This is a genomic window from Rhodomicrobium vannielii ATCC 17100 (assembly GCF_000166055.1).
Classification (GTDB): Bacteria; Pseudomonadota; Alphaproteobacteria; order Rhizobiales; family Rhodomicrobiaceae; genus Rhodomicrobium; species Rhodomicrobium vannielii.
Genome location: NC_014664.1, coordinates 834,470 through 861,132, shown reverse-complemented (window position 1 = coordinate 861,132; position 26,663 = coordinate 834,470). Strand labels below are relative to the sequence as shown.

At 62.2% G+C, this 26,663-nt stretch carries 25 protein-coding genes and 2 tRNA genes; 13 read left to right on the top strand and 14 right to left on the bottom strand.

Annotated elements, in window-relative coordinates:
- Positions 1 to 4: 4 nt before the first annotated feature.
- Positions 5 to 403: a DUF192 domain-containing protein gene (locus tag RVAN_RS03860; protein WP_169309513.1), complete on the bottom strand. Its 399-nt coding sequence runs from the start codon at positions 401 to 403 to the stop codon at positions 5 to 7.
- 100 nt (positions 404 to 503) lie between these two features.
- A complete protein-coding gene (locus RVAN_RS03855; RefSeq protein WP_013418453.1) occupies positions 504 to 1,079 on the bottom strand; it encodes a cold-shock protein in 576 nt (191 codons plus the stop codon).
- Between the two features lie 478 nt (positions 1,080 to 1,557).
- Between RVAN_RS03855 and RVAN_RS03850 the strand changes: the two genes are divergently transcribed.
- From RVAN_RS03850 to RVAN_RS03830, 5 genes are all read left to right on the top strand, one after another.
- Positions 1,558 to 1,977 (top strand): VOC family protein, encoded by a 420-nt coding sequence (locus RVAN_RS03850; RefSeq protein WP_013418452.1) that lies wholly within the window; start codon positions 1,558 to 1,560, stop codon positions 1,975 to 1,977.
- Positions 1,978 to 1,992: 15 nt separating this feature from the next.
- A complete protein-coding gene (locus tag RVAN_RS03845) occupies positions 1,993 to 3,117 on the top strand; it encodes a YceI family protein (RefSeq protein WP_013418451.1) in 1,125 nt (374 codons plus the stop codon).
- Positions 3,118 to 3,204: 87 nt separating this feature from the next.
- On the top strand, positions 3,205 to 4,236 hold the full coding sequence (locus tag RVAN_RS03840; protein ID WP_013418450.1) for a glycosyltransferase family 2 protein: 1,032 nt from the start codon (positions 3,205 to 3,207) through the stop codon (positions 4,234 to 4,236).
- Positions 4,236 to 4,619: a GtrA family protein gene (locus RVAN_RS03835; protein ID WP_013418449.1), complete on the top strand. Its 384-nt coding sequence runs from the start codon at positions 4,236 to 4,238 to the stop codon at positions 4,617 to 4,619. The genes RVAN_RS03840 and RVAN_RS03835 overlap by 1 nt, the downstream gene beginning before the upstream one ends.
- Positions 4,620 to 4,624: 5 nt before the next feature.
- Positions 4,625 to 5,428 carry a ChbG/HpnK family deacetylase gene (locus tag RVAN_RS03830; RefSeq protein ID WP_013418448.1) on the top strand — a complete coding sequence of 268 codons (804 nt, stop codon included), beginning with the start codon at positions 4,625 to 4,627 and terminating at the stop codon, positions 5,426 to 5,428.
- Here the strand turns inward: RVAN_RS03830 and RVAN_RS03825 are convergent.
- Positions 5,382 to 7,775 (bottom strand): hypothetical protein, encoded by a 2,394-nt coding sequence (locus RVAN_RS03825; RefSeq protein WP_013418447.1) that lies wholly within the window; start codon positions 7,773 to 7,775, stop codon positions 5,382 to 5,384. The genes RVAN_RS03830 and RVAN_RS03825 overlap by 47 nt on opposite strands.
- 431 nt (positions 7,776 to 8,206) lie before the next feature.
- Between RVAN_RS03825 and RVAN_RS03820 the strand changes: the two genes are divergently transcribed.
- Positions 8,207 to 8,296: transfer RNA gene (locus RVAN_RS03820), tRNA-Ser, on the top strand.
- Between the two features lie 371 nt (positions 8,297 to 8,667).
- Positions 8,668 to 10,152 carry a DEAD/DEAH box helicase gene (locus tag RVAN_RS03815; protein ID WP_013418446.1) on the top strand — a complete coding sequence of 495 codons (1,485 nt, stop codon included), beginning with the start codon at positions 8,668 to 8,670 and terminating at the stop codon, positions 10,150 to 10,152.
- A gap of 383 nt (positions 10,153 to 10,535) precedes the next feature.
- Here the strand turns inward: RVAN_RS03815 and RVAN_RS03810 are convergent, their stop codons facing one another.
- Both RVAN_RS03810 and RVAN_RS03805 read right to left on the bottom strand, forming a co-directional pair.
- Positions 10,536 to 11,450: an SDR family oxidoreductase gene (locus RVAN_RS03810; protein ID WP_013418445.1), complete on the bottom strand. Its 915-nt coding sequence runs from the start codon at positions 11,448 to 11,450 to the stop codon at positions 10,536 to 10,538.
- 125 nt (positions 11,451 to 11,575) lie between these two features.
- Entirely contained in the window at positions 11,576 to 12,634 is a 1,059-nt protein-coding gene (locus tag RVAN_RS03805) for a class I SAM-dependent methyltransferase (RefSeq protein ID WP_013418444.1), read from the bottom strand.
- Positions 12,635 to 12,697: 63 nt separating this feature from the next.
- On the opposite strand from RVAN_RS03805, the gene RVAN_RS03800 reads away from it, so the two are divergent.
- Entirely contained in the window at positions 12,698 to 13,444 is a 747-nt protein-coding gene (locus tag RVAN_RS03800; RefSeq protein WP_013418443.1) for an NAD-dependent deacylase, read from the top strand.
- 79 nt (positions 13,445 to 13,523) lie between these two features.
- Positions 13,524 to 15,872 (top strand): heavy metal translocating P-type ATPase, encoded by a 2,349-nt coding sequence (locus RVAN_RS03795; RefSeq protein ID WP_013418442.1) that lies wholly within the window; start codon positions 13,524 to 13,526, stop codon positions 15,870 to 15,872.
- Positions 15,873 to 15,913: 41 nt separating this feature from the next.
- Here the strand turns inward: RVAN_RS03795 and RVAN_RS18670 are convergent, their stop codons facing one another.
- Positions 15,914 to 16,648, bottom strand: coding sequence for a YceI family protein (locus RVAN_RS18670; protein ID WP_081449389.1), 735 nt, complete (start codon positions 16,646 to 16,648; stop codon positions 15,914 to 15,916).
- Between the two features lie 332 nt (positions 16,649 to 16,980).
- On the opposite strand from RVAN_RS18670, the gene RVAN_RS03785 reads away from it, so the two are divergent.
- Positions 16,981 to 17,499 carry a ferritin-like domain-containing protein gene (locus RVAN_RS03785; protein WP_013418440.1) on the top strand — a complete coding sequence of 173 codons (519 nt, stop codon included), beginning with the start codon at positions 16,981 to 16,983 and terminating at the stop codon, positions 17,497 to 17,499.
- Between the two features lie 252 nt (positions 17,500 to 17,751).
- On the opposite strand, the gene RVAN_RS03780 is transcribed toward RVAN_RS03785, so the two are convergent.
- The 5 genes from RVAN_RS03780 to RVAN_RS03760 form a co-directional block, all read right to left on the bottom strand.
- Positions 17,752 to 18,432, bottom strand: coding sequence for a 2OG-Fe(II) oxygenase (locus RVAN_RS03780; protein WP_013418439.1), 681 nt, complete (start codon positions 18,430 to 18,432; stop codon positions 17,752 to 17,754).
- 46 nt (positions 18,433 to 18,478) lie between these two features.
- Positions 18,479 to 19,651 carry a Rid family hydrolase gene (locus RVAN_RS03775; RefSeq protein ID WP_013418438.1) on the bottom strand — a complete coding sequence of 391 codons (1,173 nt, stop codon included), beginning with the start codon at positions 19,649 to 19,651 and terminating at the stop codon, positions 18,479 to 18,481.
- Positions 19,652 to 20,074: 423 nt separating this feature from the next.
- On the bottom strand, positions 20,075 to 20,251 hold the full coding sequence (locus tag RVAN_RS19485; RefSeq protein WP_013418437.1) for a YgaP family membrane protein: 177 nt from the start codon (positions 20,249 to 20,251) through the stop codon (positions 20,075 to 20,077).
- Between the two features lie 223 nt (positions 20,252 to 20,474).
- On the bottom strand, positions 20,475 to 21,059 hold the full coding sequence (petA, locus tag RVAN_RS03765) for a ubiquinol-cytochrome c reductase iron-sulfur subunit (RefSeq protein WP_013418436.1): 585 nt from the start codon (positions 21,057 to 21,059) through the stop codon (positions 20,475 to 20,477).
- A gap of 69 nt (positions 21,060 to 21,128) precedes the next feature.
- The gene (locus tag RVAN_RS03760; RefSeq protein ID WP_013418435.1) at positions 21,129 to 21,806 is read right to left on the bottom strand and encodes a Crp/Fnr family transcriptional regulator; all 678 of its coding nucleotides are present in this window, start codon (positions 21,804 to 21,806) and stop codon (positions 21,129 to 21,131) included.
- 364 nt (positions 21,807 to 22,170) lie between these two features.
- Here RVAN_RS03760 and RVAN_RS03755 point away from each other — a divergent pair, with 364 nt between their 5' ends.
- Positions 22,171 to 22,914, top strand: a complete 744-nt coding sequence (locus RVAN_RS03755; RefSeq protein WP_155942339.1) for a TorF family putative porin — start codon at positions 22,171 to 22,173, stop codon at positions 22,912 to 22,914.
- Between the two features lie 172 nt (positions 22,915 to 23,086).
- On the opposite strand, the gene RVAN_RS03750 is transcribed toward RVAN_RS03755, so the two are convergent.
- Positions 23,087 to 23,731, bottom strand: a complete 645-nt coding sequence (locus RVAN_RS03750; protein WP_013418433.1) for a DNA-3-methyladenine glycosylase family protein — start codon at positions 23,729 to 23,731, stop codon at positions 23,087 to 23,089.
- The gene (locus RVAN_RS03745; RefSeq protein ID WP_013418432.1) at positions 23,731 to 24,945 is read right to left on the bottom strand and encodes a glycosyltransferase family 61 protein; all 1,215 of its coding nucleotides are present in this window, start codon (positions 24,943 to 24,945) and stop codon (positions 23,731 to 23,733) included. Before RVAN_RS03745 ends, RVAN_RS03750 begins: the two co-directional genes overlap by 1 nt.
- A gap of 259 nt (positions 24,946 to 25,204) precedes the next feature.
- On the opposite strand from RVAN_RS03745, the gene RVAN_RS03740 reads away from it, so the two are divergent.
- Positions 25,205 to 25,280, top strand: a tRNA-Asn gene (locus RVAN_RS03740).
- Between the two features lie 56 nt (positions 25,281 to 25,336).
- On the opposite strand, the gene RVAN_RS03735 is transcribed toward RVAN_RS03740, so the two are convergent.
- A complete protein-coding gene (locus tag RVAN_RS03735) occupies positions 25,337 to 25,774 on the bottom strand; it encodes a molybdenum cofactor biosynthesis protein MoaE (RefSeq protein WP_013418431.1) in 438 nt (145 codons plus the stop codon).
- Between the two features lie 348 nt (positions 25,775 to 26,122).
- Here RVAN_RS03735 and mog point away from each other — a divergent pair, with 348 nt between their 5' ends.
- On the top strand, positions 26,123 to 26,644 hold the full coding sequence (gene mog / locus RVAN_RS03730; RefSeq protein ID WP_013418430.1) for a molybdopterin adenylyltransferase: 522 nt from the start codon (positions 26,123 to 26,125) through the stop codon (positions 26,642 to 26,644).
- Positions 26,645 to 26,663: the final 19 nt, after the last annotated feature.

Below are 26,663 nucleotides of genomic sequence, written 5' to 3'. Positions count from 1 at the left end.
AGCCTCACTTCTTCAGTGAAACGCGGTCGCCAACCTTGAGCCCGAGCTTCTTCGCCTGCCCTGCGCCGATTTCGAGCACGCGAGACGCGGGCCGGCGCGAGGAGATCACGTCGGTTGAAAATGGCTCGGCGTTCTGCGCGATGGAGACGACCCGCCAGTCATCCCCAATGAAAACCATGTCGAGCGGAATGAAGGTATTCTTCATCCACATCGTGATTTCGCGCTCCCGGCCGAACAGGAAGATCATCCCCTGATTTTCGGAAAGCGAGCGGCGGAACATGAGTCCCTGTTCGCGCTTCGGATCGGTGTCGGCAATTTCGACATCCAGAAGCACGGGCCCGTTCGCAGTCTCGATAGTCAGGCTTGCCCGATTGAAAAGAACGTCTCCATATGCTGGTGCCATGATTGCCCGGCTGAGAACAGGAGAGCTCAAAAAGAGAAGGGCCGCAAGCGCGGCCCTCGTGATATTTGGTCGACCCTTGGTCATTGGGGGTCATGATCCCTTAATGCGAGGACGGGTAGCCCATCGTGCCGTCGGGACGAAGCTCCGCAGCCATGAGGCCCTTGTCGCCATGGCCATAACGCACCTGAACGATTTGTCCAGGGCGAAGCTCGGCAAACCCGAAGCGACGGAGCGTCTCCATATGGACGAAGATGTCTTCCGTCCCGGCACCGCGGGTGAGAAACCCGAAGCCCTTGAGACGGTTGAACCACTTCACCATGGCCCGTTGCCAATCGCTTTCCGGAACCACATGGACGTGTGTCCGCTGGGGCAGTTGCGAGGGATGGATGGCGGTACTCTCGTCCATCTCGATCACACGGAACGCCTGAAGTCCACGGTCGCGCCGCAAGACTTCGCAGACAATTCGGGCGCCTTCATACGCAGTCTGATATCCGTCCCGCCGCAGAACGGTGACGTGAATCAGGATGTCGGGCAGACCACCGTCAGGGACGATGAAGCCGAAGCCCTTGGACACGTCGAACCACTTGATGTGGCCTGCGATCACGAAGACGTCTATGCTTGGTTGCTCTGCGATGTCGTTAAACGAAGTAATGGTTGGAGGTAAATTGTCCCCCATTTTGTAGTCCCCCGCTTCACTGAAAATACGTGGCGACCGCAAAGATCTCGCCCAAGACCTCAACGCCCGCCAACTCACATCCGAAACATAACATTCCACGCCACCGAGGCTAGAGAAAATTAACTCTTTCCCCAACGCTCGACGCGGTCTGCCTTACCTGCAGCCGGCCCTCACCGCTGCAAGTGATTGATATTCCGTGTTAAACTTTGACAAAAATGTGACATAAATCCACATCGCCCCCGGCGACGGACCTTTTGCGAAGCTTTCTTGACAGGTGGCGGATGACGAAAAGGAATCCTTGACCCCAGACACCGCCAGCGAATCAATGGCATGCGGCTTCCGATGGCGATTGCGGCCCCCCGCTATCCACACCTGTTGAAAGACTCATTTGCATAACGGTCATGATTGTAACCTAAGCCCTCAAACGGGTTGCGGCGCGGGCTATCATGCTTAAATGACGGTCAAGTTGGAGGCTCGAATGAAATATCTGCATACCATGGTCCGCGTGACGGACCTCGATCAGTCGCTCGACTTCTATGTCAACAAGCTCGGCCTGCGGGAGGTGCGCCGCCTCGAACGGCCGGAGGGACGCTTCACCCTCGTGTTCCTCGCCGCGCCCGGAGACGAGAGCGCGCTCTTGGAACTCACTTATAACTGGGATGCGGAAAAATACGGCGAAGGCCGCAATTTCGGCCATCTCGCCTACGAAGTCGAAAACATCTACGAAACATGCCAACGTCTCGCCGACGCGGGCGTGACGATCAACCGGCCGCCGCGAGACGGGAATATGGCATTCATTCGTTCGCCGGACAGCATTTCCATTGAACTCTTGCAGAAAGGCGCGCCTCTCGCGCCCGCCGAACCGTGGAAATCGTTGCCCAACATCGGCAAGTGGTAAGGAGACAGCGTCATCATGATACGCCAAGACTATGCCGCAGGGCTGAAAGTCCTGCATTGGGTGATAGCAGCCCTCATTCTATTCATGCTCGGCCTCGGCTGGACGATGGGCGGCATCGAGAATGTCGTCGAAAAAATTCAGGCCTACAATCTGCACAAGTCGCTCGGCTTCACGATCCTCGCGCTGATGGTTCTGCGCGTGTTGTGGCGCGGGCTCACCGCGACGCCGCCTGAGCCAGCAACCATGTCGGGGTTGGAAAAGCTCGGCGCGGCGCTGGGCCATCTCGCGCTTTACGGCCTTATCTTCCTGATCGCGGTTTCCGGCTGGGCGCTCATTTCGACCTCGGACAAGCCTTCGCTGCTGTTCGGCCAACCCTTCCCGCTCCTGCCTTGGTTCGCGGCGCTCGGCCCGGACGAAAAGAAGAGCATCCATCACGCGCTTGAAGAAGTGCATGAGTTCGCGGCCTTCGGCCTTGCCGGGATGATCGGCTTGCACGTGCTGGCGACGATCTGGCACGCAATCAGGGGTGACGGCATCTGGTCGCGCATGGCACCGCGCTTTTTCGGCCGTAGCGCAGCGGCGGCCTTCGCGGTGATGGCTGCGGGCTCGGTTGCGCTCCTTGGCGCGAACGATGCGCGGGCGACCGAATGGAGTGTCGACCCCCAGAAGAGCGCGATTGCCTTCGAGGCGACCGGCAGCGGCTTCACTACGAAAGGCACGTTCAGGGCATTCAAATCGGAAGTCGAGTTCGATCCGGCCTTGCCCGAGCAGACGTCGGTCCGCGTCCTGATCGACGTGAGAAGCGTTAATACGGGTCAAGCCGACGTCGATCAGGCGCTTCTGTCGCCCGACTTCTTCGACCCGGCGCGCTTTCCCACGGCCGAGTTCGTGGCGAGCGGCGCCAAGCCCGCCGGAAAGGGCAAATATGTGCTCGCCGGACGCCTCACACTGAGGGGTGTCGCGAAGCCGGTGTCGCTGCCATTCTCGATTGCTGCGGCGAATGGCGCGGCATCCGTCAAAGGCGAGACGGTCATCGACCGCCTCGAATACGGCGTCGGTCCGCAATCGGTCGCGGGATATGCGGTCGAGAAGGACGTGAAGCTTTCGATCGACCTTGCCGCTCTGAAGCTCACCAATTAGGCGAAGAGGCGGTGCGACGCCCATTGATTGCAGTGGAGCGCGTCATAAGCTAAGTGAGTTGCGCTAGAGCGCTTTCTCAGAGTGTCCATGGATACGCGTCGCCCCACACTGATCTCGGTCGTCCTTCCCGCCTATAATGAAAGCGAAGGGCTGCCCGTTGTCGTCTCTTCCATTCTGCATGCGCTCGCAAATACCGGCTTCGCGCATGAAATCGTGGTCATCGATGACGGCAGCACCGACGGCACGCGCGAAGTGATGCTCGACCTTTGCGCGAAGCAGCCCTCGCTCCGCTACGTTCGCTTTTCGCGCAATTTCGGCAAGGAGGCGGCGTTGTCGGCGGGGCTCAGGACGGCGGCGGGCGATGCCGTCATCCTGATGGATTCTGACGGCCAGCATCCCCCAGCCCTCATCTCGGTGTTCCTCGATAAATGGCGCGAAGGCGCTGAGGTCGTTGCGGGCGTGCAGAACGAGCGCCTCGAAAGCTGGACGAAACGCCGTTTCAAGGCCGGGTATTACTGGCTGATGCAGGCGGGCAGCCATGTGGTCATCCCACCGGACGCGGGCGACTTCCGGCTCATCGACCGCAAGGTGGTCGATGCCATCAACGCGCTGCCGGAGCGGAACCGGCAAATGAAGGGGCTTTTCGCCTGGGTCGGTTTCCGCACGGTTCTCGTGCCGTTCCAGCCGGAGCCACGCGTCGCGGGCGTGACGAAATTCACCTGGCGGCAGCTCTTCAAGCTCGCCTTTACGGGGCTTACCTCGTTCAGCGTCGTGCCGCTGCGCCTCGTCTCACTGACCGGGCTCGTCATATCGAGCACCGCCTTCCTTTACGGCTGCTACCTCCTTTTCGAGCACTATGTGGTGGGCGGCCGCGTGCCGGGCTGGCCGACGCTAGCCGTTGGCATGATGTTCCTGTCGGGGGTGCAACTTCTGGCGCTCGGCGTCATCGCGGAATATCTCGGACGCACCTTCGAGGAAGCCAAGCAGCGCCCGATCTACATCGTCGCAGAGGACAGCCGCGTGAAGTCGCCACCGCATGCGGCCTCTCCGGTCTACGACGCGTCCGCTTTCGTAGCCGACGCGCGGGCCTCCGAAACCGAAACGGGCAGGCATTCGTAATGCGGCAGATCGCGATTTTCGTCGCCGTCGGCTGCGCCGCCGCGCTCACGCATCTTGGCGTCGTCGCGCTGGTGGTTGAACTTCTCCTCCTTCCGCCGCTCGCCGCGAACGTGATCGGTTTCGGCGTGGCCTTCTTTGTGAGTTTCGCAGGTCATTCGCGCTTTACCTTTCCCGTGTCACGTGAGAGCCTCGGCGTGGCCAGGCGGCGCTTCTTCGCTGTCGCTTTCGCCGGGTTTGCGATCAATCAGGCCGCCTACGCGGAGCTCTTGCGCGTATTCGGCTCGACCTATTATCTTCCAATGCTTGCGGCCGTGATTTTGGGTGTCGCTGTCGCCACGTTCCTCCTCTCGAAGCTCTGGGCCTTCGCTCAGCCGCAAGGCTAGCTCTCATGAAAAACATCATTATCAACGCGGACGACTACGCGCTGGACGACCGCGTAGACGCCGCGATCCTCGAACTGGCCGACAAGGGTGTCGTGACCGCCGCGAGCGCCATGGTGCTTTCGCCGCGATGGATGGTCGCGGCGCGCTCGCTGAGGAACGCGCCGCTGTCTCGCGGCCTGCATCTCGACCTCACCAGTCCGTTCGCGGAAGGCAAGAGGGCGGACCATCGCCTACCGACGCTCATCGCCTTGTCCCATGCGCGCCGCCTCGATCTCAAGCTCGTGCGTCAGGCCATCGCGAAGCAGCTTCTTATCTATGAGGAGGGCATGGGCGCAGCGCCGCATTTCGTAGACGGCCACCAGCACGTGCATCATCTGCCCGGCGTGGCGGAAGTTCTCGTGGACGTGCTGTCCGATCGTTACGCAGGCAATGCGCGGCTCATCGGCCTTCGCATCTGCACGCCGAAGATCAAGCGCGGCACGAAGGCGGCCGTGATCGCCCGAACTGGGGCCGAGCGGCTCTCGAAGCTAGCCGAGGAGCACGGCCACATCACCAACACGGATTTCGCAGGCGTTTACGACTTCTCAGAAAAAGCGAGCCTTCCGCAACTCTGGCAGGGATGGCTCGACAGCGCGGCCGGCGCATGGCCTCTCATCATGTGCCATGTGGCCAAGCCCGGCGGCGGCGACGCGGACAGCGATCCCATCAGAGCCGCCCGCATCCGGGAGTATGACTGGCTGCGCAGTCCCGCCTTCGCCGCGCTTAGCCAGCGGGCCTCGGCGCAACCGGCAGGCTGGCCTCAGGCCTGATCCGCGGCGTCCGCTGCGGCAGGCCCGGCTCCAGCGATTTCCCTTCGAGGCGCGCGCGGACTTCCCTGATCGCGCCTTCCACCGGCTTGAATTCAAAACGCACGAGATGCTTGCCCGCAGGCACCTGGATCGCACGGAACAGGACGTTCGCGCGGTAGATGTCGGCTGGCTTGCCGTCAACTGTTCCAAACCACCAGGGATGCCAGTTGTCATTCAGGACGACGAAACCGGCCGCAGGCGTTTCGACCTCCACCTCGACGATAGTATTCTGATAGGTCCGGAGCGCAGTCCGCGCCTCCGGCATGGACACAGGTTTCGGCGGCAGGATGACCATTTGCGGACGTTCGGCGTGGAACAGCACCGTGCGCCGTGGATCGAAGACGGGCCAGCGGCCATCCTTCTTGAGCTGCGTGAAGTTCGCGGGCTGCCAGTCGAAGGCGAAGAGCACACGCGGCAACGCGCGCGGGTTCTCATAAACGTAGGCATCTTTCGTGTGCGCAACGAGTTGGACATCACCCGGTTTCAACTGCTTGTCGAGGTGCTCGATCGGCTCGTCGATGGCAATATAGCGAATGCCCATCATGTCGGCGAGCGTCGAGCGGTAGGATGGGAACAGCGGCGTGAAGTCGCGCTGATAGGTTTCCGCGGTCGTTTCCACGTCGCCCATCGCCTCCACGAACTCCGCTATGCGCAGCGGATTGTATCCGAGCGAGTGGTCGAAGCCGTGAACGAGGCTCGTGTTTGGCCATTCGAACCCGAGACCGACAAGTTCCACGCGGTCGCGCCGCGCCGATCCGGGAGGCTGTGACAGCCGCTCCTTCAGCAGCGCGAGCGTCTCGTTCTTCGAATCCACGCGCAACTCGTCATAGGTGGAGGGCGGCAACGCGGTCGAGCGATTGGGACCGTTGTTGATGACGAGATCTGCCGTCATGAAACCGGCAAGAGCGAGGACGGCCAACGCGCCCTGCCCTGCTGCATGCCGTCGCGCGAAGACAAGCGTGCCCCATCCGACCGCGAATACGGCGAGCGCCATCGCCACCGGCTCCAACGCGTCGCGAAAATGCTCATGGAAAGCCGCGACACCAAGTCCCGTGAGGCACAAGCCCGCGATCCCGAACGCGAGCCACTTCGTCTGCTCACGCGTGAACTCATCCGCGCCGGTGAGGACACGGTGAAGCATGTAGCCACCGAGGATCGCCGTCATGGCGCAGAGCGCATAGGTCGCGTCGGCGGGCCTGCGGAACATGTCCACGCCCGGCAGATAATAATAGAGGAGTGTGAAAACGCCCGTATAGCGGCCGAGCGCGTAAAGCTGAAGGCCCAAGATGGCGAGCGTGAAGAAGCGGATTTCACGCGCGAAGATGCGCCCCTTGAGGAAGCCGACGCCGAGCAGCAGAAGCACCGGCAGCGCGCCGATATAGAGCTGGCCCATGTTCTCCGTCATCGCGAGCCAGTCTGCGGGCCACTCGATGCTCGCCGGGCCCCAATAGGGCTCCTCGGTCTTTACGCCGAAAAGATCGGGGATGAGCGTTGTCAGGAGCGACGCCGGGTGCAGCGCGCCGCGCGCCGCCTCGTCGAACGGGATTTCAGGCCGGTTCGAATGCTCCACGAACAGGAGAGCGAGCAGGATCGGCCCCGCCGCGATGAGCGTGGCCGCGATGGTTCCCCCAGCGAGCGGCAAGATGCTCTGCCGCACCGATTGCCAGAAGCGCGGCGCCGTCGCCCAGTGATGGATCGCGTAGCCCAGCAGCACATAGGCGCCGATCAGCGCGATCTGTCCGGGCTGGATGACCATTCCCGCAGCCGCGACACCGGCAAGCGTGCCGTAGAGGATCGACTTGCGGTCGAGCGCGCGCGCCAGCAACCACAGGCAGAGCAAAAAGAACGCGAAGGCTTCGATCTGTGCGATATGCTGGATGCGCCAGATCGCCGAGCCGCCGAACGCCGCGCCGAGCGCCGCCACCGCAGCCGCCGCTGGGTGCCAGCCCCGGTCGCGAAACAGCATGAGCACCGAAACCGCGCTCAACCCCAGCAACAGAAAGCAATAGAAATCGAGTTGCCTGAAGCTCGGGGCGGCGTCAAAGTAGGCGAGCAGGAAGGCTGGCGAAAAGATCAACGATTGCGGATCGGCAATCTGCGGCGATCCGCCGAACACATTCGGCGCCCAGAACGGCGACTGCCCCGTATGGAGCGCGTTCGCCAGAAATTGAAGCTGCGGCTGGAAATGCGCCTTCGCGTCATAAGGGATCGTGACGTCCCCCGACAGCCATGGCCATGAGAAGATGAACCAACCGAACGCGACCGCGATGAATGCCGCAGTGTAGCCGCCGAGATACCGTAACTTCATTTGACTGCCGATCCCGAAAAAGAAGGATGCGCGCTTGTGCAACCCTAATTTGTCTTTTTTTGTTACGAGAAATCTGCGCCTCGTGACGCAGCCTATCGTCGTCAAATCCAACAACCGGGAGCCGGGAGCCTTGCGCGAAGATGGCCTTTCGGTTGTGGCAATATGAGGGCCTTTTTAGAAGGCTTCGAAAAAAGAATGCGGCGACTTTGCGACTGTTTTCTTAATGCCACATCGCAATGAGACGCGCCGACCTGAGGCCGACGCAGGGACCGTTGAGAAGCGGTGCCATCGGATTGCCAATCGCCACTCCATCCCCCAAAAAAAGAAGCGGACAGAGCGATAAAAAACCACGCATCGGGCCTTGCGGGCGTCTCACTGATCGCTATAGTGCGGCCTCGCGCTGCTTCGGCTTCGGTTCGTCCGGCGCGTCTGGAGAGGTGGCCGAGTGGTTGAAGGCGCACGCCTGGAAAGTGTGTAGGCGGGAAACCGTCTCGAGGGTTCGAATCCCTCTCTCTCCGCCAGCCCGAGCCAAAGCTTGATCGAATATCCGCCCTCGCCAGCCCCCAGCGTCAGGTTGACGCCGAACTCTCTTCTCGGTTTGCAACACCCCTCGCATATTTTTGATCGAAGCGGAACTCGCGGGCTTAAACGGCCGGTTACGGGGTTGACTGCGGTTGGCGTTGCGATCATATTCGCGTCAAGCGTCAAGGCAGAATCTTGAAATTCTGCCATCGCAGCACTTCCAGGCAGCATGGTAATCCGATGTGGGTCGCAATCTGCCCGCTAATGCGACGCTGGATACTAGTGCCTGACGCATGCTGTCATCGATCTGCATTGTGCGGATGATACTCACTGAACCCATGATGACGTGGTTCCAAAAACCCAACGGGATATGACTTTTAAAGACCTTAAGCTCAGCGACAAAGTGCTGGCTGCCATCGATGCAGCAGGGTATACCACACCCACCCCAATTCAAGCCCAGGCAATCCCCTTCGCCCTAGAGGGCCGCGATGTCGTCGGCATCGCCCAGACGGGAACTGGCAAGACGGCCTCCTTCGTTCTACCGCTGCTGAACATGCTCGAACAGGGGCGCGCCCGCGCCCGCATGCCGCGCTCGCTCATCCTTGAGCCGACGCGCGAACTGGCAGCGCAGGTAGCCGAAGCCTTCGAGACGCTCGGTTCGCAGCACAAGCTCACGGTCGCGCTTCTCATCGGCGGCGTGTCCTTCGACGATCAGGAAAAGAAGCTCGAACGCGGTGCGGACATTCTCATCGCAACGCCGGGACGGTTGCTCGACCATTTCGGACGCGGCAAGCTTCTCATGAACGCGGTCGATTACCTCGTCATCGACGAAGCGGACCGCATGCTCGACATGGGCTTCATCCCCGACATCGAGCGTATCTGCAAGCTGCTTCCGCCCTCGCGGCAGACGCTGTTCTTCTCGGCGACCATGCCGCCAGAAATCCAGAAGTTGACCGACCAGTTCCTCAAGAACCCCGAGCAGGTCCGCGTCAGCGCCCCGGCTACTGCGGCGAAAAACATCACGCAGAAGCTCAAATTCTCCCCCGCCGATTCGAAGACGAAGCGCCACGTGCTCCGCGAGCTGATGCGATCCGAGGTCTCTACGATCCAGAACGCGATCATCTTCTGCAATCGCAAGCGCGATGTCGCCGTTCTTCATAAGTCCCTCGTCAAGCATGGCTTCAACGCGGGTGCTCTCCACGGCGATCTCGACCAGCGCCAACGCACGGCGACGCTCGAAGCCTTCCGGAAGGGCGAAATCACCTACCTGGCGGCGTCCGACGTCGCCGCGCGCGGCCTCGACATCCCCGAAGTGAGCCACGTGTTCAACTTCGACGTGCCGATCAGCCCTGAGGATTATGTGCATCGTATCGGCCGCACCGGCCGCGCGGGCCGCGACGGATACGCCGCCATGATCGTTACGCCGAAGGAGATGAAAGGCGTTCGCGCCATCGAAAATCTCTGCAAGGCGAAGATCGAGTGGATCGATGGCGAGCCTTCGACCGAGAACCTCGCAGCCACCGACTTCAGCGAACGCCGCGAGCGGTCACGTCGCGGTGAACGCGGCGGTGCCGGACGAGGTCGGAGCAAGGAAGCCGCCGTCGCAACCACCGAGCCGCGGGAAACCGCTGAGGTTCGCCCGATCCGTCAACGTGCGGAACCGGCTGGTGAAGTTCGCTCGGCACCCGCCGCTGCAACCGCAGAGCGCCCCGCGCGCAACCGACGCAATGGCGATGGTTCGAGCGTGTCGCGCTATCATCGCGAACTGCTCCCGCCCGCAACATCCGCCCCGGTCGTCGGGCTTGGCGATCATGTGCCAGCCTTCCTGATGCGCCCGGTTCGCGTCGCGAGCTAGTGGAGCGAATTTGACATTTGAGATGCGGTAACGCGAGTTCCCGCTCAAATGTCAAATCGAAGCTTCTCTAGAATTATGCTAGTGGTCGTAAGGTCACTCAAGTGCTGCTTGAAAGGGATGCTGATTATCGTTGGCGTTCGAGACTGATTGGACCACTAGATCGCCCTGCGTTGAAGAAATTCGGTTTTGAGGCAGAAAAGCTGATCGACGACGGAATACTTCCAGCGTTGCGCCGCGTGTGTTTACGGCACGAGGGTTTAAAACCCGCTTCCGAATCTCACGGGCGCGATAACGATCCTGATCGCGTCCTCAGGCTGCGACGCCCGACGTAAAGCGCTGGGCGTCTTTCGTGCTTCAGCGTTCGCTCCCAACGCCCGCCAAGCTCACGCCGAAGCATGCGTCTTCTCAAGCGCGGCCTCGACGAGACGCTCGCTTTCCGTCCACAGCCGCCGCGCGGCGTGGGCGTCTTCCGCGATGGGGTTCGGCCGTGCTGGGCGCTCTTTCACGAAGTAAAGCCCGCTCTTGCCTTCAATTTCCGGCGCGGTCGCGACATAGAGCGAGTTTTCCGCCCCCTGCTCTGGCGTAAGCACCAGCGGCTTCAAAAGCGACCACGCCGCACCCATAACACCGCCCAGATTGCCGATACCCGTCCCAACGACGCCCGGATGCAGACAGTTCGCCGTCACGGGCTTCGGTGGAAGGCGGCGCGCAAGCTCCACCGTGAAAAGCACATTCGCCAGCTTCGATTGCGCATAGGCGCCGAACACGCTGTAGCGGCGGCTCGCCATGAGGTCGCCGAAATCGATGGAGGCGCGATTGGAGGCGTTCGAGGCCACGGTCACGATGCGCGCCTTGCGGCGTTCCTCGCCGCTGCCCGCGAGCGTCGGAATGAGCGTGTTCGTGAACAAGAACGGCGCGAGGTGATTCACGGCGAAGGTCGTTTCGTAGCCGTCGACCGTCAGTTCACGGATAGGCGCGAAGGCGCCGACATTGTTCACGAGGATGTGGATTTCATTATAACCATCGGCGATGCGCTTCGCCGCGTTGTGAACGGACTTCAGACTCGCAAAATCCGCGAGCACCAGATCCGGTTCGTTGCCGCTCTGCCGCGCGATCAGCCGCTTCGCATCCTCGCCGCGCGCCTGGCTGCGGCAGACCAGAATCACTTTCGCCCCCGCCTTTGCGAGGCCGAGCGCAGTATAAAGGCCGATGCCGGAACTTGCGCCGGTTACGATAGCGGTTCTCCCGGCCTGGCTCGGGACGGGCCGCTTTTCCTTCCGATTGAGCGGGGTTCTCATGCGCGTCTCCCGAAACACTGTCGTGTTATATATCTACTTTTCATTCGTATATATGTGGTGAGCGAGCGCTTACGCCACCGCCACGATGTTGTTTCTCAAGGTCGCCAAAGGTATGCGCCTGATCGCTAGCTCGCGCTCTTCTTCGCACACACCACGACCTTCGACAGGAAGGCCGGAAACGCGTCGCGAACCTCGAAGCCCGATTCGGCGAAAACCCCGGTCGCGCCGGTGAGGTCGTCGGCGCAATAATCGAGGAAATACGGTTCGTGGAAGCGCTGCGGAAAGGCTTCGAGCAGGCCGTCGTAGCCGTCAACGTCGCCCCACTGGATCGAGTCGACAAACACGAACAACCCGCCGGGCTTCAGGATGCGGGCAATCTCACCCGCCACGCGTCGACGCACGTCGTGCGGCAGTTCGTGGAAAAGATAAATGCACGTCGCGATGTCATAGCTCCCCGTCTCAAAGGGAAGCGCTTCGGCGTTCGCCTGGCGGAAGCCGATGGTCCGCCGATCGCTGAGGAAGCGGGCCGCCTCGTCGAGATAAGCCTGGCTGAGGTCCGTGCCGGTTATCGGCAGCGCGGGAAACGCCTGCGCGAGTTGCCCAAGGAAGCGACCGCTGCCGCATGCGACATCCACGAGACGAAGCCGGCGCTGGTCGCGGCCCTTCACGAAATCGGCGATGGGCGGAATGGCCTGTCGCCGCATCGCACCCGCCGCCCCCATGAACAGCGTCTCCACCTGAATGTCGTAAAGCTTCGCCGAATCGACCGTCAGCCAACCGCCGGACTGATAGTGAAAGTTCTGCGTGTAATAGGCGGGCAGCCCCTGCGCCTCGGGAAGCGACGCCGCCTCGTCGAACCGCTTCTCCGCGCGCCGCTCCGCCGATTGCGGCAGGTCGTCGAGCATGCGGCGCACGGATTCGATCCGCTCGGCGAACGATCCGCTTTCCTCCTGCGGAATCGGATAAAGCCCGTCGGCCACAGCTTTCGCGTCCCTCGCCTGAAGCTTCAGCACGTCCTGCACCAACGGGAAAAGACCCGGCGCCGGTTTCGTAAGCTGCACCTTGCCGACATCCGCGCCAAGCGCGAGTGAACGTCGCGTCGTATATCGGTAGAGCGCGGCATAGCTCACCGTTCGAAGCGTCTGCCCCGCAAGATGCGCGACCCCCTCAAGCCGATTTGACATGTCGTCTCCTCTGGAAAATCGGTTAGTCTCATAACAATACCGTCTTGCAGAGGTGGGTTGCGCATGCCGCACAAGTCAAGGGGACAAGCCTCTTCGATCAGCCGCTATAACAGCATCGTCATCTTGACCGGTGCGGGGCTTTCGGCCGAATCTGGCCTGCATACATTCCGCGACAAGGATGGGATCTGGGCGCAATACGATTACCGCGAAGTGGCGACGCCCGAGGGCTACAAGCGCAACCCGAAACTCGTGCTGCAATTCTATAATGAGCGGCGCAGGCAGAACGCGGGCGTCCAGCCGAACGCGGCGCACCTCGCGCTCGCCCGCCTCGAAGCCGAATATCCGGGCGGCGTGCTGATTGTCACGCAGAACATCGACCCGCTGCACGAAATGGCGGGCTCGAAAAAGCTCATTCACATGCACGGCGAAATCATGAAGGCGCTGTGCGCGGCTTGCGCAACGCGGCATGGCATCCATGATGACATCACCCTGAAAAGCGTCTGCCCGTCCTGTGGGCGAACGGGCGTGCTCCGCCCGGATGTCGTCTGGTTCGGCGAGTTGCCGTATGAGATGGAGCGCATCTATCGCGCGATCCTCGGCTGCGACCTGTTCATTTCCATCGGCACGAGCGGGACGGTTTATCCAGCGGCGGGCTTCGTGGAAGAGGCCCTTCGCGTGGGCGCGCACACCGTCGAGCTCAATCTTGAGCCGTCGCATGGCATCAGCCGCTTTATCGACGCGATCCACGGCCCGGCGACCGAGGTCGTGCCCGCTTATGTCGAGCGCCTGCTCAAACAGGCGCGGAGCTGAGAAGCGATCCCGCGTGCCGCCATTGACGAATACCCCATAGGGGTATTACCTTCGGTGCATGACCGAAGGAGTTCGAAATATGGCCGAGGGCGCGGGCGCACATTCTTGTTGCGGCGGAAAAAAAGGCGCGGAAGATACGCGCGCCGTCGATCCCGTCTGCGGCATGAGCGTCGACCCGCACACCGCGAAGCACCGCGCCAAATACGAAGGCCGCGACTATTATTTCTGCTGCGACGGCTGCAAGACGAAGTTCGAGGCCGACCAGCGCCGTTGGCTCGACAAGGACAGTGCGCCGCCCGCGCCTGTGCCCGTGCCGGAGGGCGCGGTCTACACCTGCCCTATGCACGCGGAAATCCGCCAGATCGGTCCCGGCTCCTGCCCCATCTGCGGCATGGCGCTCGAACCCGAAATGCCCGCCGTCGATACCGGCCCCGACCCCGAACTCATCGACATGACGCGCCGCTTGCGGTTCGGCCTCGCGCTGACGCTGCCTGTGTTCGTCACCGAAATGGGCGCGCATTTTTTCGGCTGGCACGCGCTCGACCGACAAAGCCTGAACTGGCTGCAATTCGCGCTCGCGACGCCGGTGGTGCTTTGGTGCGGCTGGCCGTTCTTCGCGCGGGGCTGGCAGTCGGTTCGGACCGGCCATCTCAACATGTTCACGCTGATCGCCATCGGCACCGGCGTCGCTTATGCCTACAGCGTCGTCGCCACCGTCGCGCCGGGGCTGTTCCCGCCTGCGTTCCGGGCGCATGACGGCGCGGTGCCCGTCTATTTCGAGGCGGCGGCAGTCATCACAGTGCTCGTCGCACTAGGCCAAGTGCTGGAACTGCGCGCTCGCGCGGCAACGGGCGGTGCGATCCGCGCACTGCTCAACCTCGCGCCGAAGCACGCCCGCCGCATCGGCGCGGACGGCAGCGAGGAAGATGTTGCGCTCGACCTCGTGGCAAAGGGCGACCGGCTGCGCGTTCGCCCCGGCGAGGCCGTGCCCGTAGACGGCGAGGTGATCGAAGGTGCGAGCGCAGTGGACGAATCGCTCGTCACGGGCGAGGCGATGCCGGTCTCGAAGGAACCGGGCGCGAAAATCATCGGCGGCACCATCAACAAGAACGGCAGCTTCGTCATGCGCGCGAAGAAGGTCGGCCGCGACACGCTGCTCTCGCAGATCGTCGCCATGGTTGCGACCGCGCAACGAAGCCGCGCGCCGATCCAGCGCCTCGTCGACCGCGTTTCCGGCTGGTTCGTGCCGCTCGTGCTGGCGGCGGCGGCGGCGGCGTTCGCCGCTTGGGCGCTGTTCGGGCCGGAGCCGCGCTTCACCTTCGCGCTCGTCGCGGCCGTATCGGTGCTGATAATTGCGTGCCCCTGCGCGCTTGGCCTCGCGACACCGATGTCGATCATGGTGGGTGTCGGTCGCGGCGCCGAGGCGGGGGTGCTGGTGAAGAACGCCGAAGCGCTGGAGCGGCTGGAGCGCGTCGACACGCTCGTGGTGGACAAGACCGGCACCCTGACGGAAGGGCGGCCCGCGCTCGTCACGTTGCATGCGGCGCCGGGCTTCGATGAAGCTGAGGTGTTGCGCCTCGCCGCTAGCCTCGAACGCGCGAGTCAGCATCCGCTGGGCGAGGCCATCGTGAAGACGGCAGCGGCGCGCGGACTGTTGCTCGCCGACGCGACGGATTTCGACGCCCCGACCGGCAAGGGCGTCAGCGGCTCGGTGGATGGCCGCCGCGTCGTCATCGGCAATGCGCGAATGCTGGGCGAGGCGGGCGTCGACGCGGACGCGCTCGAAGCCGACGCGGAGAGCATGCGCTCCGAAGGCGCGACGGTGGTCTTCATCGCCATAGACGGCGCGCTCGCCGGCCTTGCCGCCATCGCCGACCCGATCAAGGCGAGCACGCCCGAGGCTCTTGCCGCGCTGAAGGCCGACGGCATCCGCGTCGTCATGTTGACGGGCGACAACGCCGCGACCGCGCGTGCCGTCGCCCGAAAGCTGGGCATCGAGGAGGTCGAGGCGGACGTGCTTCCGCAGGATAAAGCGAAGGTGGTCGAGCGGCTGCGCGCTGAAGGCCGCGTCGTCGCCATGGCTGGCGATGGGGTGAACGACGCGCCCGCGCTCGCCGCCGCCGATGTCGGCATCGCCATGGGCACCGGCGCGGATGTCGCCATGGAGAGCGCCGGAATTACGCTCCTGAGGGGCGATTTGATGGGGCTCGTGCGCGCAAGGCGGCTGTCGGAGGCGACGCTCGCGAACATCCGCCAGAACCTCGCCTTCGCCTTCATCTATAACGCGGCGGGCGTACCCATCGCGGCGGGCGTGCTTTATCCCGCCTTCGGTGTCCTGCTTTCGCCGATGATCGCGGCGGCCGCCATGGCGCTGTCTTCGGTGAGCGTGATCGCGAACGCGCTCCGACTACGCAATGCGCGGCTGTAACGCTCTGGCGCACCGCGTTGGCGCGCGCCTCGACAACCAGCTCAAGGTTTCGGCGGGCTGATCGCTTCGTTGAGCTTCTCGCCGACCAGGGCGAAGGCAAGCTGAACCTCTTTGTCCAGCGCATATCCCCTGTATTCTTCCGCTCCCACGCCGAAATCCAGACGGTTGACGGACGCCGCACCCTTCAGGACAGGCGCGCCCTCCTTGATCTGGACCAAGAGTGGAATACGAACGGTCTTCGTCACGCCTTTGAGCGTCAGTTCGGCATCCATGACATATTTGCCGTCGCTGATCAGCTTTGCGCCCTTTGCCGTCAGCTTGGCGGTGGGGTGGCGTTCCACGTCGAGAAACTCTTCCGACAGGGCCACCTCGTCCGCGGCTCTAAATCCGGTCGTGGTGCTGCGCATGTCGAGGGTCAGGTGAATCGAAGCCTGCTCAGGGGCGTTGGGGTTGAATTGGACAACGCTCTTGTAATCCTTCACGCTGCCCTCGGCGGTAAAGCCGCCCGCGCCAGCCACGAAGGCGACATCTCTGTCCCAAGGCCTGATGCCATCCTGGCGGTTTGCGAGCAAGAGAATGCCCGCCGCCGCAGCCAGGAGCACAAGGGCGAGCGATTTGGGGTTGCGCATCATGCCAGACATTTCAATCCTCAAAAATGAGCGTGCGCAATTCGTGGGCGACAACGCGTGATGACCATGATGGGAAAAAGCATATATGCGGTGAATTCTGGATGACAATATCGCCGCAGGCTCAAGCAAAGACTGGATAAATTGCATTCGGCGGTGGACGAAACGAATGTCAGCCTGGACATCGACACCGAATGATCGCCCTCGGCGTCATGCCGCGCAGCAGCACGCGTGAGCCGGAGTTTTGAGACGGAAGGGCGCGCGCGCCCGTGTGCGGGTGGTCCGATTACGGTGTATGCACCATAAGCACCCGCTGGCGGGGGCTCGGCTCAGCTTGAATAACCTGAGCCCTGAAGAGACAGTCCACGCAATAGTTTTGCAATGCATCGACTGGCGGTGCGCTTTAATCCGTCAGTGTCCGTAAAACGGAACATGCGCGTGCCGGTATCATTGTCATGGAAAGCCCATACGGAGGTATTACCATGGCAGAAGACGCCGAGCGCGCAAAGGACGTGTTCATTACCGGACTTCAAAATGCCCATGCACTGGAAAACCAGGCACTCGAATTGATGAATCGGCAGATTGAACGGATCGAAAACTATCCGGACATCAAAGCCAAGCTGCAACAGCATATCGAAGAGACGCACGGGCAGATCGAGCGGCTGGAGAAGATCCTCGAAGAGCGTGGGCAGAGCCGATCGGTCCTGAAGGATAATCTTCTTTCCATCACCGGTAACATGGCAGCGATCACGCATGCCTTCACCCAGGACGAGATCATCAAGAACTCGATCGCAAACTTCGCTTTCGAGAATTTCGAGATCGCGTCTTACAAGTCGCTTCTCGAACTTGCCGATCTGACCGGTCAGGCGGAAGCGAAGCAGCCGCTCGAACAATCGCTCCGCGAAGAAGAGCAGATGGCGCTATGGCTCGACCAGCATCTCCCGCAGGTGACATCGACCTATTTGCATCGTTATGCGGCGAACGAGAAGGCCGGGCTTTAGTCGGCAATCGCCGGCCTTCTGGTAGCAACCGGCATGGCGCGCGCTTTCGATTCGCATCGAAGGCGCGCTACTTCGCTTCCGTCGAAGGCTCTAGTGGTCCGATTCCGACATTTGCATCCGTTCGCAGCACCTCGTGAGAAAATGTCGGAATCACAAGAACCACTAGCAACGTGATGATTTAGTGGAGCTTTTGAATTTGACATTTGAACGAGAGCTCGCTGCAACCGGAACTCAAATGTCAAATTCGCTCCACTAGCCGAGCGAGATCGGGCGATCCGGGAACGCGAGTTGATCCTTGTCGCGCCACGTCGGGCTAACGTAATTGATTTCCATCAGGCGGCGGACGCCATGGATCGGACGCGGCTCGAAACCATGCCAGCTATGCGGGCCGGAAATAAAAATGACGGCCGAATTGAACTCGGCCGTTCCGCGCCCGCACCACTGCTTGTCGTGATCGTATATGTCCGTGCCCCAATCCTTGGCGAAGGGCCCGGTACAAAGGTAGATCACCATGGAGAACAGCTTCTCCTTGATATCGCGATGCGGCTCGAGCCACATGCCGTCGAGATCCTGAATGTACTCCATGCGCAGATAAGCGCCTTCGACATCGACGCGGCAGGTTTCCGCGAACTGCCGGGCGACGGCGGGTGACTGCATCGCGTCGCTCAGCACCGACATGGCGGGAAATAGCTCGCGCATCTTCGGTGTGAAGAAAATCCGCTGATTGTTGAAGGTATCGCGCGCGCCTTTCGTGTCGATGGTGACGACCGGCGGCGCGATTGGAAGCGTGAGGATGCCCGTGCACATGGCTTCCGGCATGCAGTTCAGGATGCGCCAGCGGCGATAAGGTTCTTCGATGATTTCTGGTCGCGACAGGGCCGCCGCGAAGTGCTCGGCAACCTCGGACGGCTCGGGAAGGCGGGGATAGGTCATCGACTCGTTCTCCCTGTGTATGTTTTCGTTGTTCATTCGCAGAAGCTCAGAAAGCCGGCAGCACGGGATTGTTTTCCCGACCGACCGCCGCGACGCCCTCGATTTCGACAAGCCACTCCGGCCGGCAAACCGGACCGTGAACCACGACGGTCGGCACATCCGGGAAACTTTCGCGCAGCATGCCGCTTACGCGCGGGTAGTCCGACGCATCGCGGAGGTAGACGATCAGATGCTGCATGTCCTCGCGGGCAGCGCCGCCCGAGCGGAGCAGCGCGTCGACATTCGCTATGGCGCGGTCGAGTTGACGGCACACGTCGCCGGGATGAAGCACGCGCCCGGCGTGGTCGATGCTGGCGGTTCCCGAGATGTAGAGATGGGCGCGATCGGCGAACGCGATCTTCGTGCCGCGCTCGAAGGTGACGCCGTAATCTTTCGTCGCGCATAGCATGTCGAAATCGTTGAGGTAGGAGACCTGCCCCGGTTTGAGATCGAGCAGTGACAGGGCGTCCATCGAAATCACGTCATGGCGGTTGGGCGAGCCGCCTTCGATCCCGGTGCTCGCGATATAATGCGTCTCCGCGGTGAGGCCCGCGCTCTCGAACAACTCACGCCGCGCCGTCACCATGCCCTGGTAGAAAACATCCGCGTTCCGCAGATAAATCCATGTGCGCATGCAGTTTTGGGCGAGAGAGCCGTCGAGCCCGCGCAGCATGTCTGCGAGCGTCGCGAAAATGGCGCGCGTCTGCTCCGCCGCCGAGGGTTCCAGATCGGCAGGATGGGCTCCAAGGCCAGCGCTCCACAAATGACGGCGGCCGTTTCGGGTGACGAGCACGTGCCGCGCCGCGAGCCGCGTCTTCGTCATCGGCGTCCTGCTGTCGATGTGATAGGCGAGCAGCGCGATTTTCGCGCCGGGCAGTGGCGGTTGCTGCACGATGGAAACGGCGACGGGATTGTCGCGCCGGTTCGCCGCGAGGTCGCTGTCCTTGACGAGCGCCATCTGATTCAGCGCATCGCTGAGGAAAATGCGCCGGAAAACTGCGCTCCCCAGGTCGAGCCCGAGCGATCTCTGAACGTCGTCATAGGCGGCCTGAACATGATGCAACTGGGCTTCGAAGGTGAGATGCCCAGGAGGCAAGATGACGATCTGATATTCTTCGTCGCCATCATCGCCGCAAAAGCGCTTAAAGCTGACGCCGTCTCGCGCAATAACCTTCAGCATGCCTGTTCTCCCGCCATCGGCAGCGGCGACGGCGCATCCCGGAATGCCGTTTCACGGACCGGAATTGACATCCCCTGCCGGGGTCGCAGGCTGCGCCGGGCCGAAGCGAAAACAACATCGTCGCGGCTCCCCTCATGGAGCGAGAGAGTGAAGCGCGCCGCGCTCCCCCGGCTGATCAGCGGCGTGCGACCATTTGCTCTTGCCATCGGTCATGGCTAAAGGGATGGGCTTGCGGGGGCCTTGCGGGCGGACGGGAGAAACGGCGTTTTGCCCAGCCTGTCAACAGCTTGCTCAGCAGGCGGTGAATGCCCAATGTGCACTCGCCAGGTCGCTTGGCGGGCTAAAAAAGGGCGCCGTGCCGGTTTTGGCGCGACGCCCCTGAGCGTGATGGAATCAGAGTGCCCTTGCGATGCTTTCGCCGTATTACGTCCTGATACCGAGCAGGCGATAGGCAGGGCAGAAGCCGATAAACGCGGTTGTGAGCGGAATGACGCCCAGCCAGCCCCACGGCGTCTGCGGCCCGACGTAAACGAGCGAGATAAGCGCCAGGCCCACAACGATCCGCAGGATGCGATCAAGTCCGCCGACATTGCTTGTCATGTAAATCCTCCACATTTCTTGATGCTGTCTGATGAATGGAAGCTATGCGTTCTCTCCCGGCCGGTCTGTGACTTAGTCACGCGACCCGAGGTTTCGCTCTTCTTGCGGAAGCGTCCGCTTCATTCTGTCGCCGATAAAAAAACCGGTTCGATCAGATGCGTGCAATCTGATCCAACCGGTCTCCAATCTTGCGAACGCGTTGCCGGAACGATGCCGTTAAGCGTCAGCCGAGCTTGATCTTTGCCTCGCCGGTAAACTCATAGGGCGGAATGTCGAGATTGCGCGGCGCGGGACCGCCCCGCACGCGGCCGAGCGTGTCGTAGATCGAGCCGTGGCAAACGCAGAAATAGCCGCCGTACGGACCGCGAGGATCGCCAGGGCTCTGGCCCTTCGGCACACAGCCAAGATGGGTGCAGATGCCGACAGCGATGAGCCAGTTTTCCTTACCGGGCTTCGTGATATTGGCTGCACTTGCGGGAATCTCGGCGGTCGATCCCAATAACCGGGCGACCGGATCCTTGAGGTCGGCCACGTCGACGGCCTTCGCCTTTCCGATCTCCTCCGGCGTGAGATTGCGCACGAAGATTGGCATGCCGCGCCAGAGAACGGTAATGGCCTGCCCCGTCTGCACGGGTGAGATATCGACCTCGATCGTAGAGAGCGACATGGTGGAAGCGTCGGGGTTCATCTGGTCGATGAACGGCCATAACGCAACCGCACCCCCCACGGCAGCGAACGCGCCGGTGGCAAGGTAGATGAAGTCCCGGCGCGATACGTCGCCCTCGATATCTTCAACAGTCGCGTTCATAAGAGCGACCCTCCTTCTCGAATGAAACGATTGAAGGAAGGTGGGCTTCTAATGCGCGAATGTCTGTGACTAAGTCACAGAACCGTGATCGTTCGAGCGGGCAAAGTCGAAAAGCGCGCTGTCGGCGGGCACGGAAACCAGCCCGCGCCCGATCTTCACCCAGCCGCGGCGCTGAAATTCCTGCAATTGCCTGCTCACGACCTCGCGCGCCGTGCCAAGTTCGGTCGCGAGCTGATGATGCGTTGCCTCGACGTCGCCATTCGCGTTGCGAAGCTGCGCGAGCTTCTGCGCGAGCCTGATATCGACCCGCGAAAAGGCGATCTCGTCGATGATGCGAAACAGGTCGGTGATGCGGTCGCTGAAGGTCTTGAAAACGAACCGCCGGAACGGAGGCGACTGAGCGATGAGATCCTCGAACGTCGCGCGCGGCGTGGCGATGGCTTCGACGGCCGTCTCGGCGATGGCCTCCGCGCGGTAATCCTCGTAGCCGAGAATGCACGCCGTCGTGAGCGCGCAGCTTTCGCCCGCCGAGATGCGGTAGAGCACGATCTCGCGCCCGTTTTCCGACACCTGCTGAACGCGGACACTGCCACTCAATAGAATGAGGAAGCTGGACGGCGCCTGTCCCGGTCCGAAAATGCGCGTGCCCTCGGGCAGAGCCGCGAGCCGACTTTCATTCACAAGCCGGGCCCGGAGGGCGGCGGGAAGGTCATCGAGGGCCGGAAATTGGCCAATCCAGTCGGTCATCAAGAGCCGTCTTTCTGTAGCGGACGTGCCGGCGCGTCTGGCGAAGGCCGATTACATAGCCAATTTTGCTGCTCTGCACCGATTTAGATCAAACGTCGGTGCACATATTTTAGGCACATACCTCCCCAACTTGCCGGCAAGTTGGTGAAAACCGATGCATCGTCACACAAATGCAACTCTCGACAAGCTTCAGGCAAGGAATCGCTATGTCGCCGTTGCGGCTGCCCTATAGCCGCGCAATAGTTCCGACGGGTGCATTGGGCAATTCAAGACGGAGTATATAAAAGTGGCACTTGGGGGTATTTCGAAAATTGGGGCGGGCTTGCTGGCTGGCGCGGCGCTTGCTCTTTCTTCCACGACGGCTATGTCGGCTGACCTGTACAGCGGTGGTCTGAAGGACGGCCCGGTTGCGGTCAACCCGTTCACGTGGTCGGTCTGGGCCGGCGGCACCAGCGACTATATCTTCCGCGGCATCTCGCAGAACCGCCGCGATGGCACGCTTCAGGGCGGCGCTGACGCTTCCTACGGCATCTTCTATGTCGGGACGGCGCTTTCGGGCGTGAACTTCGATTCCACCATTGCGGGTGGCCCGGACGCGCATCTCGAAGTGGACGTTTACGGCGGCATCAAGCCGGTGTGGAACGGCATCACCTTCGACTTCGGCGTGATCTCTTACAACTATCCGAATCAGAAGAACGCCCTTCCGGAACTGAACTTCGTGGAGTTCAAGGCCGGCGCGAGCAAGACCCTGTTCAGCGACATCACCGGCGGTGTGACGTTCTTCTACTCGCCTGACTACACGGGCGAACTCGGCGGCGCACTTGCCATCGAAGGCACGTTGTCGAAGCCGATCTACAAGTATTCCGACGTCGACTTCACGCTGAGCGGCACCGTCGGTTACCAGACGTTCGAAGAAGATTTTGCTGCGCCAGGCGTGAAGCTGACCGACTATACCTATGGCAACGTCGGCGTTACGGCGACCTACAAGGCGTTCTCGCTCGACCTGCGCTACTGGAACACGACCCTCGACGAGAACGAAGCTCCTGCTGCGGCCGACGTCTTCCAGGCCGGTTCGGCGTTCGTCGCGACCGCGAAGGTCACGTACTAATAGCATCAGCGACCCCTTCCGAATCTATCGAAAAGGCCGGGGCAACCCGGCCTTTTTTTTCGCGCGAATCGCGATTCCCAGAAGTGCCCGCCGTCCGCGCTCAAATCGGCGCAACGTGGATTGCCTAGGGAAAAACTCAGAGCGCGCGCATGATTCCATGAAGAGCGAATGCTCAGACCGGCGTGACGAGCTTCCCGCCCTTGCGCACCTTGTAATACGCCCACAGCAGCCGCGCGGCGGCGCTGCGCCACGGCGTCCACGCATCCGAAATCTCACGCAACGCCTGCGTCGAAGGCCGCGCATCGAGGTCGAACGCCAGCCGCATCGATTCCTGAAGCGCGACATCGGCGGCCGGGAAAATGTCGGGGTGCCCCGCCGCGAACAGCAGGTAGACTTCGGCCGTCCATGGCCCGATCCCCTTGATCGCGGAAAGCTTGATGATAGCGCGCTCCGCGTCCATCGCTTCGATGGCAACGAGGTCGAGGCCGTCCGCCAGCGCCGCCTCCTGAAGCGCGCGCAAGGTGCGCATCTTGGGCCTCGAATATCCCGCCTCGCGCAAGATCGTGTCGTCCGCTGCCGCGAGCGTTTCGGCGGTAATGTCGCCGAGCGCGCCCTCAAGCCTGCCGAAGATCGCGCGCCCCGCGGCGACCGAAATCTGCTGCCCGGTGATCACGAAGACGAGGCCCTTGAAGCCCCGGTCCAGCCAGCGCACGGGAACCGGGCCCGCCGCCTCCTTGAGCGGCATGAAGGAAGGATGCACACGCACCAGCTCTGCGATGTGTTGAGCGAGATCCTCGTCCGAACGGATGAAACGCATCAGGACTGCGGCGCTCCGAAAGGCGCGGAGGCGGGAACGGCCGTGGCGTTCGCCAGCACGTCGCGGAGGAGAGCCTCGTCGATCCTGAAGCCGTCCGCCTTCGTCTCGATCGGGCCCGCGAGATAGACGCCATAGTCATGCCCGACGAGCTGCGAAATGAGCCAGAAATTGTAGGTTGCATTTTTGACCCGTCGTCCGCGCGCGTCGATGTCCGGGAAAAATTCGACAACCTTCGTTCCCGGCTTCGCCCAGGCGATATGCGCAAGCCCTGCTCCGTGCGGTGCGACGACCGCCTCGGCATTGCGGAATAGTGCCACCTGCCGCTCTATGGGAAGCTTGCCGAGCACGACCCGTTCGAAACCGAAGCTCCTGAGAATCGGCATCAACTCGTGCTCGTTCAGCACGCGTCGCAAGCGAGCATCGTTGCGGCTGATGTAGAGGCGCTTCGGATCGTCGGGCCGTTCAGAGCCGCCCGCGACGAACCGCCCGAGATCGTCGAGCCTTGCGAGCCCCAGCGGCGACTGAAGTCCGCGCGGACTGTTGGGCACCGGAACGTCCGCCAAAAGGCGCGGCACCCTGGCCGCCTCATTGGGGCCTAGTGTCTCGATGGCATCGATCCCGTAGCGTTCTTTCAGATAAGCGACGGTGCGCTCCTGAAACGGGCTCGGATTCGCGTTGACGAGAAGCCCCGGCGTCTCATCTGCCCGCCCGCTTTCCAGGTAAGAGATCAAGGGCAGGATATAATTGCAGAGCCAGTGGAAGATGTGGCCGCGCGCAGGCACGGGCGTCATCAGGTTGAACCACGGGCGCTCGGCGGAGAGGGTGCGCAGATGGTGCGGACGCGCGCGAAGGCCGCTCACCCAATTGTGCTGGGGCCGAACCGTGAGCAGCAGGCTGTCCTTCATCATCGCGCCAGCCCAGCCCGTTACGATGACGTCCTCGATCGTGTAGATGTGGTCGGTCAGTTGCAGCGGTGTCGGCGGAACGAGACGCAGCGTCCTGTGCACATCCGGAAGCGTGGCCTCGACATGGACTGACGGCAGGGCGACATCGCCCGATGCGACGTCCCATATCGGCTGCGAGTCGACCGGCAGGAGCCACCGGCGCTGGAGCGTCGGGAAGAGCCGCGCGGCCTGATCCGACAGGATATAGCGCAGGCTTCGCGCCGTGAACTTTCCACGGTGGATGCGGCCTTTGTACTGGAGGGAAACCATCGTTCGGGCTCCGCATTTTCTTCGTGCATAAGCATCCAGATGTTGGCGCGCAAGCGAATTCCGGCGCGGACACCCGCTGCGGAAGGTTCGACGCGGACGGATGGCAAGCCGCCAGCGCGCCTCCCCTCGCCGCTGCCACGCTCCGATGGCCATCGGTACGCGCCGGAAATTCCCGCCTGAAAACCCGAAAATGTGCTTGTGCGACCGGCATCATGTGTTATGTAAACGGAATGCGGACGCCACTCGCGCTGTCCGCTATTCCCCGGTAGCTCAGTCGGTAGAGCAAGCGGCTGTTAACCGCTGGGTCGCTGGTTCGAGTCCGGCCCGGGGAGCCACCTTCCTGTTTCTGTTGATATTTCAGGACGTGGCTTCGATAAGGCCGGCTCATGTGTCACCGCCAACGCTCGGCGCGGACATCATCGGTCTGGTGCGCATCAACCCAGCGCCCACCTTCACGTCTTTCCTCGAACTTCCAGAACGGCGCGTCTGTCTTGAGGCGGTCGATGAGAAATTCGCAGGCCGCGAATGCGTCCGCGCGATGCCGCGCCGCCACCCCCACAAAGACGATGACCTCGCCAGGCAGCATGCGGCCCACGCGATGCACGATGCGAATGTCCCGGACCGACCAGCGCCCCCTCGCCTCCTCTGCGAGAGCGGCAAGCGCGCGCTCCGTCATGCCGGGATAGTGTTCGAGCGTCAGCGCGGAAAGGGTGCCGCCTTCGTCGCGGACGAGGCCGACAAAGGTTGCAATCGCACCTGTCCCCGCCGCGCGGCCGAGGTGGGCCATTTCTTCACCCGGATCGAATATGTCGGTTTGGACCCGGATCATACAGCCTCCCTGTAGTTTGCATTTCATCCACGCTATTGGTGTTCAATTGGCACCGCATCAATACAAAAGTGCAAAGGAACAATAAGTTGCCAGCGCTCTTGAGGCGCCACAAGCGTTTGGCCTGCGCGCATGCAAATTGTATCGCATGTACGCGCCAGAGCACTGATCGCATACGCACTCAGAGTCGGTTGGAGCATGTCTTATCGCAAAGCCGGTGGTCGCTTTCGCGTGTTCCGCGGAAATATGGGTGCGCCTGCCCTCCGGCCAAGGCCGTTCGCGCGAAAGCGAACGCGGCCCAGCCGGAAACCGTTGTAGATTGAAACGGCGGAACATCCGGGAGACCGACTTATGATCCCTATCGGCATCGTCACCGTTTCGGACAGGGCATCGCAGGGCGTTTATCGCGACGAAGGCGGCCCCGCCATCGAGGCGTGGCTGTCGCGGGTGCTCGTCTCGCCGTGGCGGGCCGAGTCGCGCCTCGTGCCGGATGACCAACCGCGCGTCGAGGCGGTGTTACGGGCGCTTGCCGATGACGAAGGGTGCGCGCTCATCGTGACCACCGGCGGCACCGGCCCTGCTCCGCGCGACGTCACCCCGGAAGCGACCGCCGCCGTGTGCGAAAAGATGCTGCCGGGCTTCGGAGAAATGATGCGCCGCGAGAGCCTCAACGCCGTGGCGACCGCGATCCTGTCGCGGCAGACCGCAGGCATTCGCGGCCACTCGCTGATCGTGAACCTGCCCGGCAAGCCCGCCGCGATCGACGTTTGCCTTCGCGCCATCATGCCGGCGATCCCCTATTGCATCGATCTCATAGGCGGCGGACGCCTCGAAACGGACCCCGCTCTGTGCGCCGCCTTCCGCCCGCGCTGACGGTCGCGAAAAGCGGGCC

Excerpts from the sequence above, each read along its gene's own strand:
- RVAN_RS03860 (WP_169309513.1), bottom strand. The coding sequence starts at position 403 with ATGGCACCAGCATATGGAGACGTTCTTTTCAATCGGGCAAGCCTGACT.
- RVAN_RS03855 (WP_013418453.1), bottom strand. The coding sequence starts at position 1,079 with ATGGGGGACAATTTACCTCCAACCATTACTTCGTTTAACGACATCGCA.
- RVAN_RS03850 (WP_013418452.1), top strand. The coding sequence starts at position 1,558 with ATGAAATATCTGCATACCATGGTCCGCGTGACGGACCTCGATCAGTCG.
- RVAN_RS03845 (WP_013418451.1), top strand. The coding sequence starts at position 1,993 with ATGATACGCCAAGACTATGCCGCAGGGCTGAAAGTCCTGCATTGGGTG.
- RVAN_RS03840 (WP_013418450.1), top strand. The coding sequence starts at position 3,205 with ATGGATACGCGTCGCCCCACACTGATCTCGGTCGTCCTTCCCGCCTAT.
- RVAN_RS03835 (WP_013418449.1), top strand. The coding sequence starts at position 4,236 with ATGCGGCAGATCGCGATTTTCGTCGCCGTCGGCTGCGCCGCCGCGCTC.
- RVAN_RS03830 (WP_013418448.1), top strand. The coding sequence starts at position 4,625 with ATGAAAAACATCATTATCAACGCGGACGACTACGCGCTGGACGACCGC.
- RVAN_RS03825 (WP_013418447.1), bottom strand. The coding sequence starts at position 7,775 with ATGAAGTTACGGTATCTCGGCGGCTACACTGCGGCATTCATCGCGGTC.
- RVAN_RS03815 (WP_013418446.1), top strand. The coding sequence starts at position 8,668 with ATGACTTTTAAAGACCTTAAGCTCAGCGACAAAGTGCTGGCTGCCATC.
- RVAN_RS03810 (WP_013418445.1), bottom strand. The coding sequence starts at position 11,450 with ATGAGAACCCCGCTCAATCGGAAGGAAAAGCGGCCCGTCCCGAGCCAG.
- RVAN_RS03805 (WP_013418444.1), bottom strand. The coding sequence starts at position 12,634 with ATGTCAAATCGGCTTGAGGGGGTCGCGCATCTTGCGGGGCAGACGCTT.
- RVAN_RS03800 (WP_013418443.1), top strand. The coding sequence starts at position 12,698 with ATGCCGCACAAGTCAAGGGGACAAGCCTCTTCGATCAGCCGCTATAAC.
- RVAN_RS03795 (WP_013418442.1), top strand. The coding sequence starts at position 13,524 with ATGGCCGAGGGCGCGGGCGCACATTCTTGTTGCGGCGGAAAAAAAGGC.
- RVAN_RS18670 (WP_081449389.1), bottom strand. The coding sequence starts at position 16,648 with ATGCAATTTATCCAGTCTTTGCTTGAGCCTGCGGCGATATTGTCATCC.
- RVAN_RS03785 (WP_013418440.1), top strand. The coding sequence starts at position 16,981 with ATGGCAGAAGACGCCGAGCGCGCAAAGGACGTGTTCATTACCGGACTT.
- RVAN_RS03780 (WP_013418439.1), bottom strand. The coding sequence starts at position 18,432 with ATGACCTATCCCCGCCTTCCCGAGCCGTCCGAGGTTGCCGAGCACTTC.
- RVAN_RS03775 (WP_013418438.1), bottom strand. The coding sequence starts at position 19,651 with ATGCTGAAGGTTATTGCGCGAGACGGCGTCAGCTTTAAGCGCTTTTGC.
- RVAN_RS19485 (WP_013418437.1), bottom strand. The coding sequence starts at position 20,251 with ATGACAAGCAATGTCGGCGGACTTGATCGCATCCTGCGGATCGTTGTG.
- petA (WP_013418436.1), bottom strand. The coding sequence starts at position 21,059 with ATGAACGCGACTGTTGAAGATATCGAGGGCGACGTATCGCGCCGGGAC.
- RVAN_RS03760 (WP_013418435.1), bottom strand. The coding sequence starts at position 21,806 with ATGACCGACTGGATTGGCCAATTTCCGGCCCTCGATGACCTTCCCGCC.
- RVAN_RS03755 (WP_155942339.1), top strand. The coding sequence starts at position 22,171 with ATGTCGGCTGACCTGTACAGCGGTGGTCTGAAGGACGGCCCGGTTGCG.
- RVAN_RS03750 (WP_013418433.1), bottom strand. The coding sequence starts at position 23,731 with ATGCGTTTCATCCGTTCGGACGAGGATCTCGCTCAACACATCGCAGAG.
- RVAN_RS03745 (WP_013418432.1), bottom strand. The coding sequence starts at position 24,945 with ATGGTTTCCCTCCAGTACAAAGGCCGCATCCACCGTGGAAAGTTCACG.
- RVAN_RS03735 (WP_013418431.1), bottom strand. The coding sequence starts at position 25,774 with ATGATCCGGGTCCAAACCGACATATTCGATCCGGGTGAAGAAATGGCC.
- mog (WP_013418430.1), top strand. The coding sequence starts at position 26,123 with ATGATCCCTATCGGCATCGTCACCGTTTCGGACAGGGCATCGCAGGGC.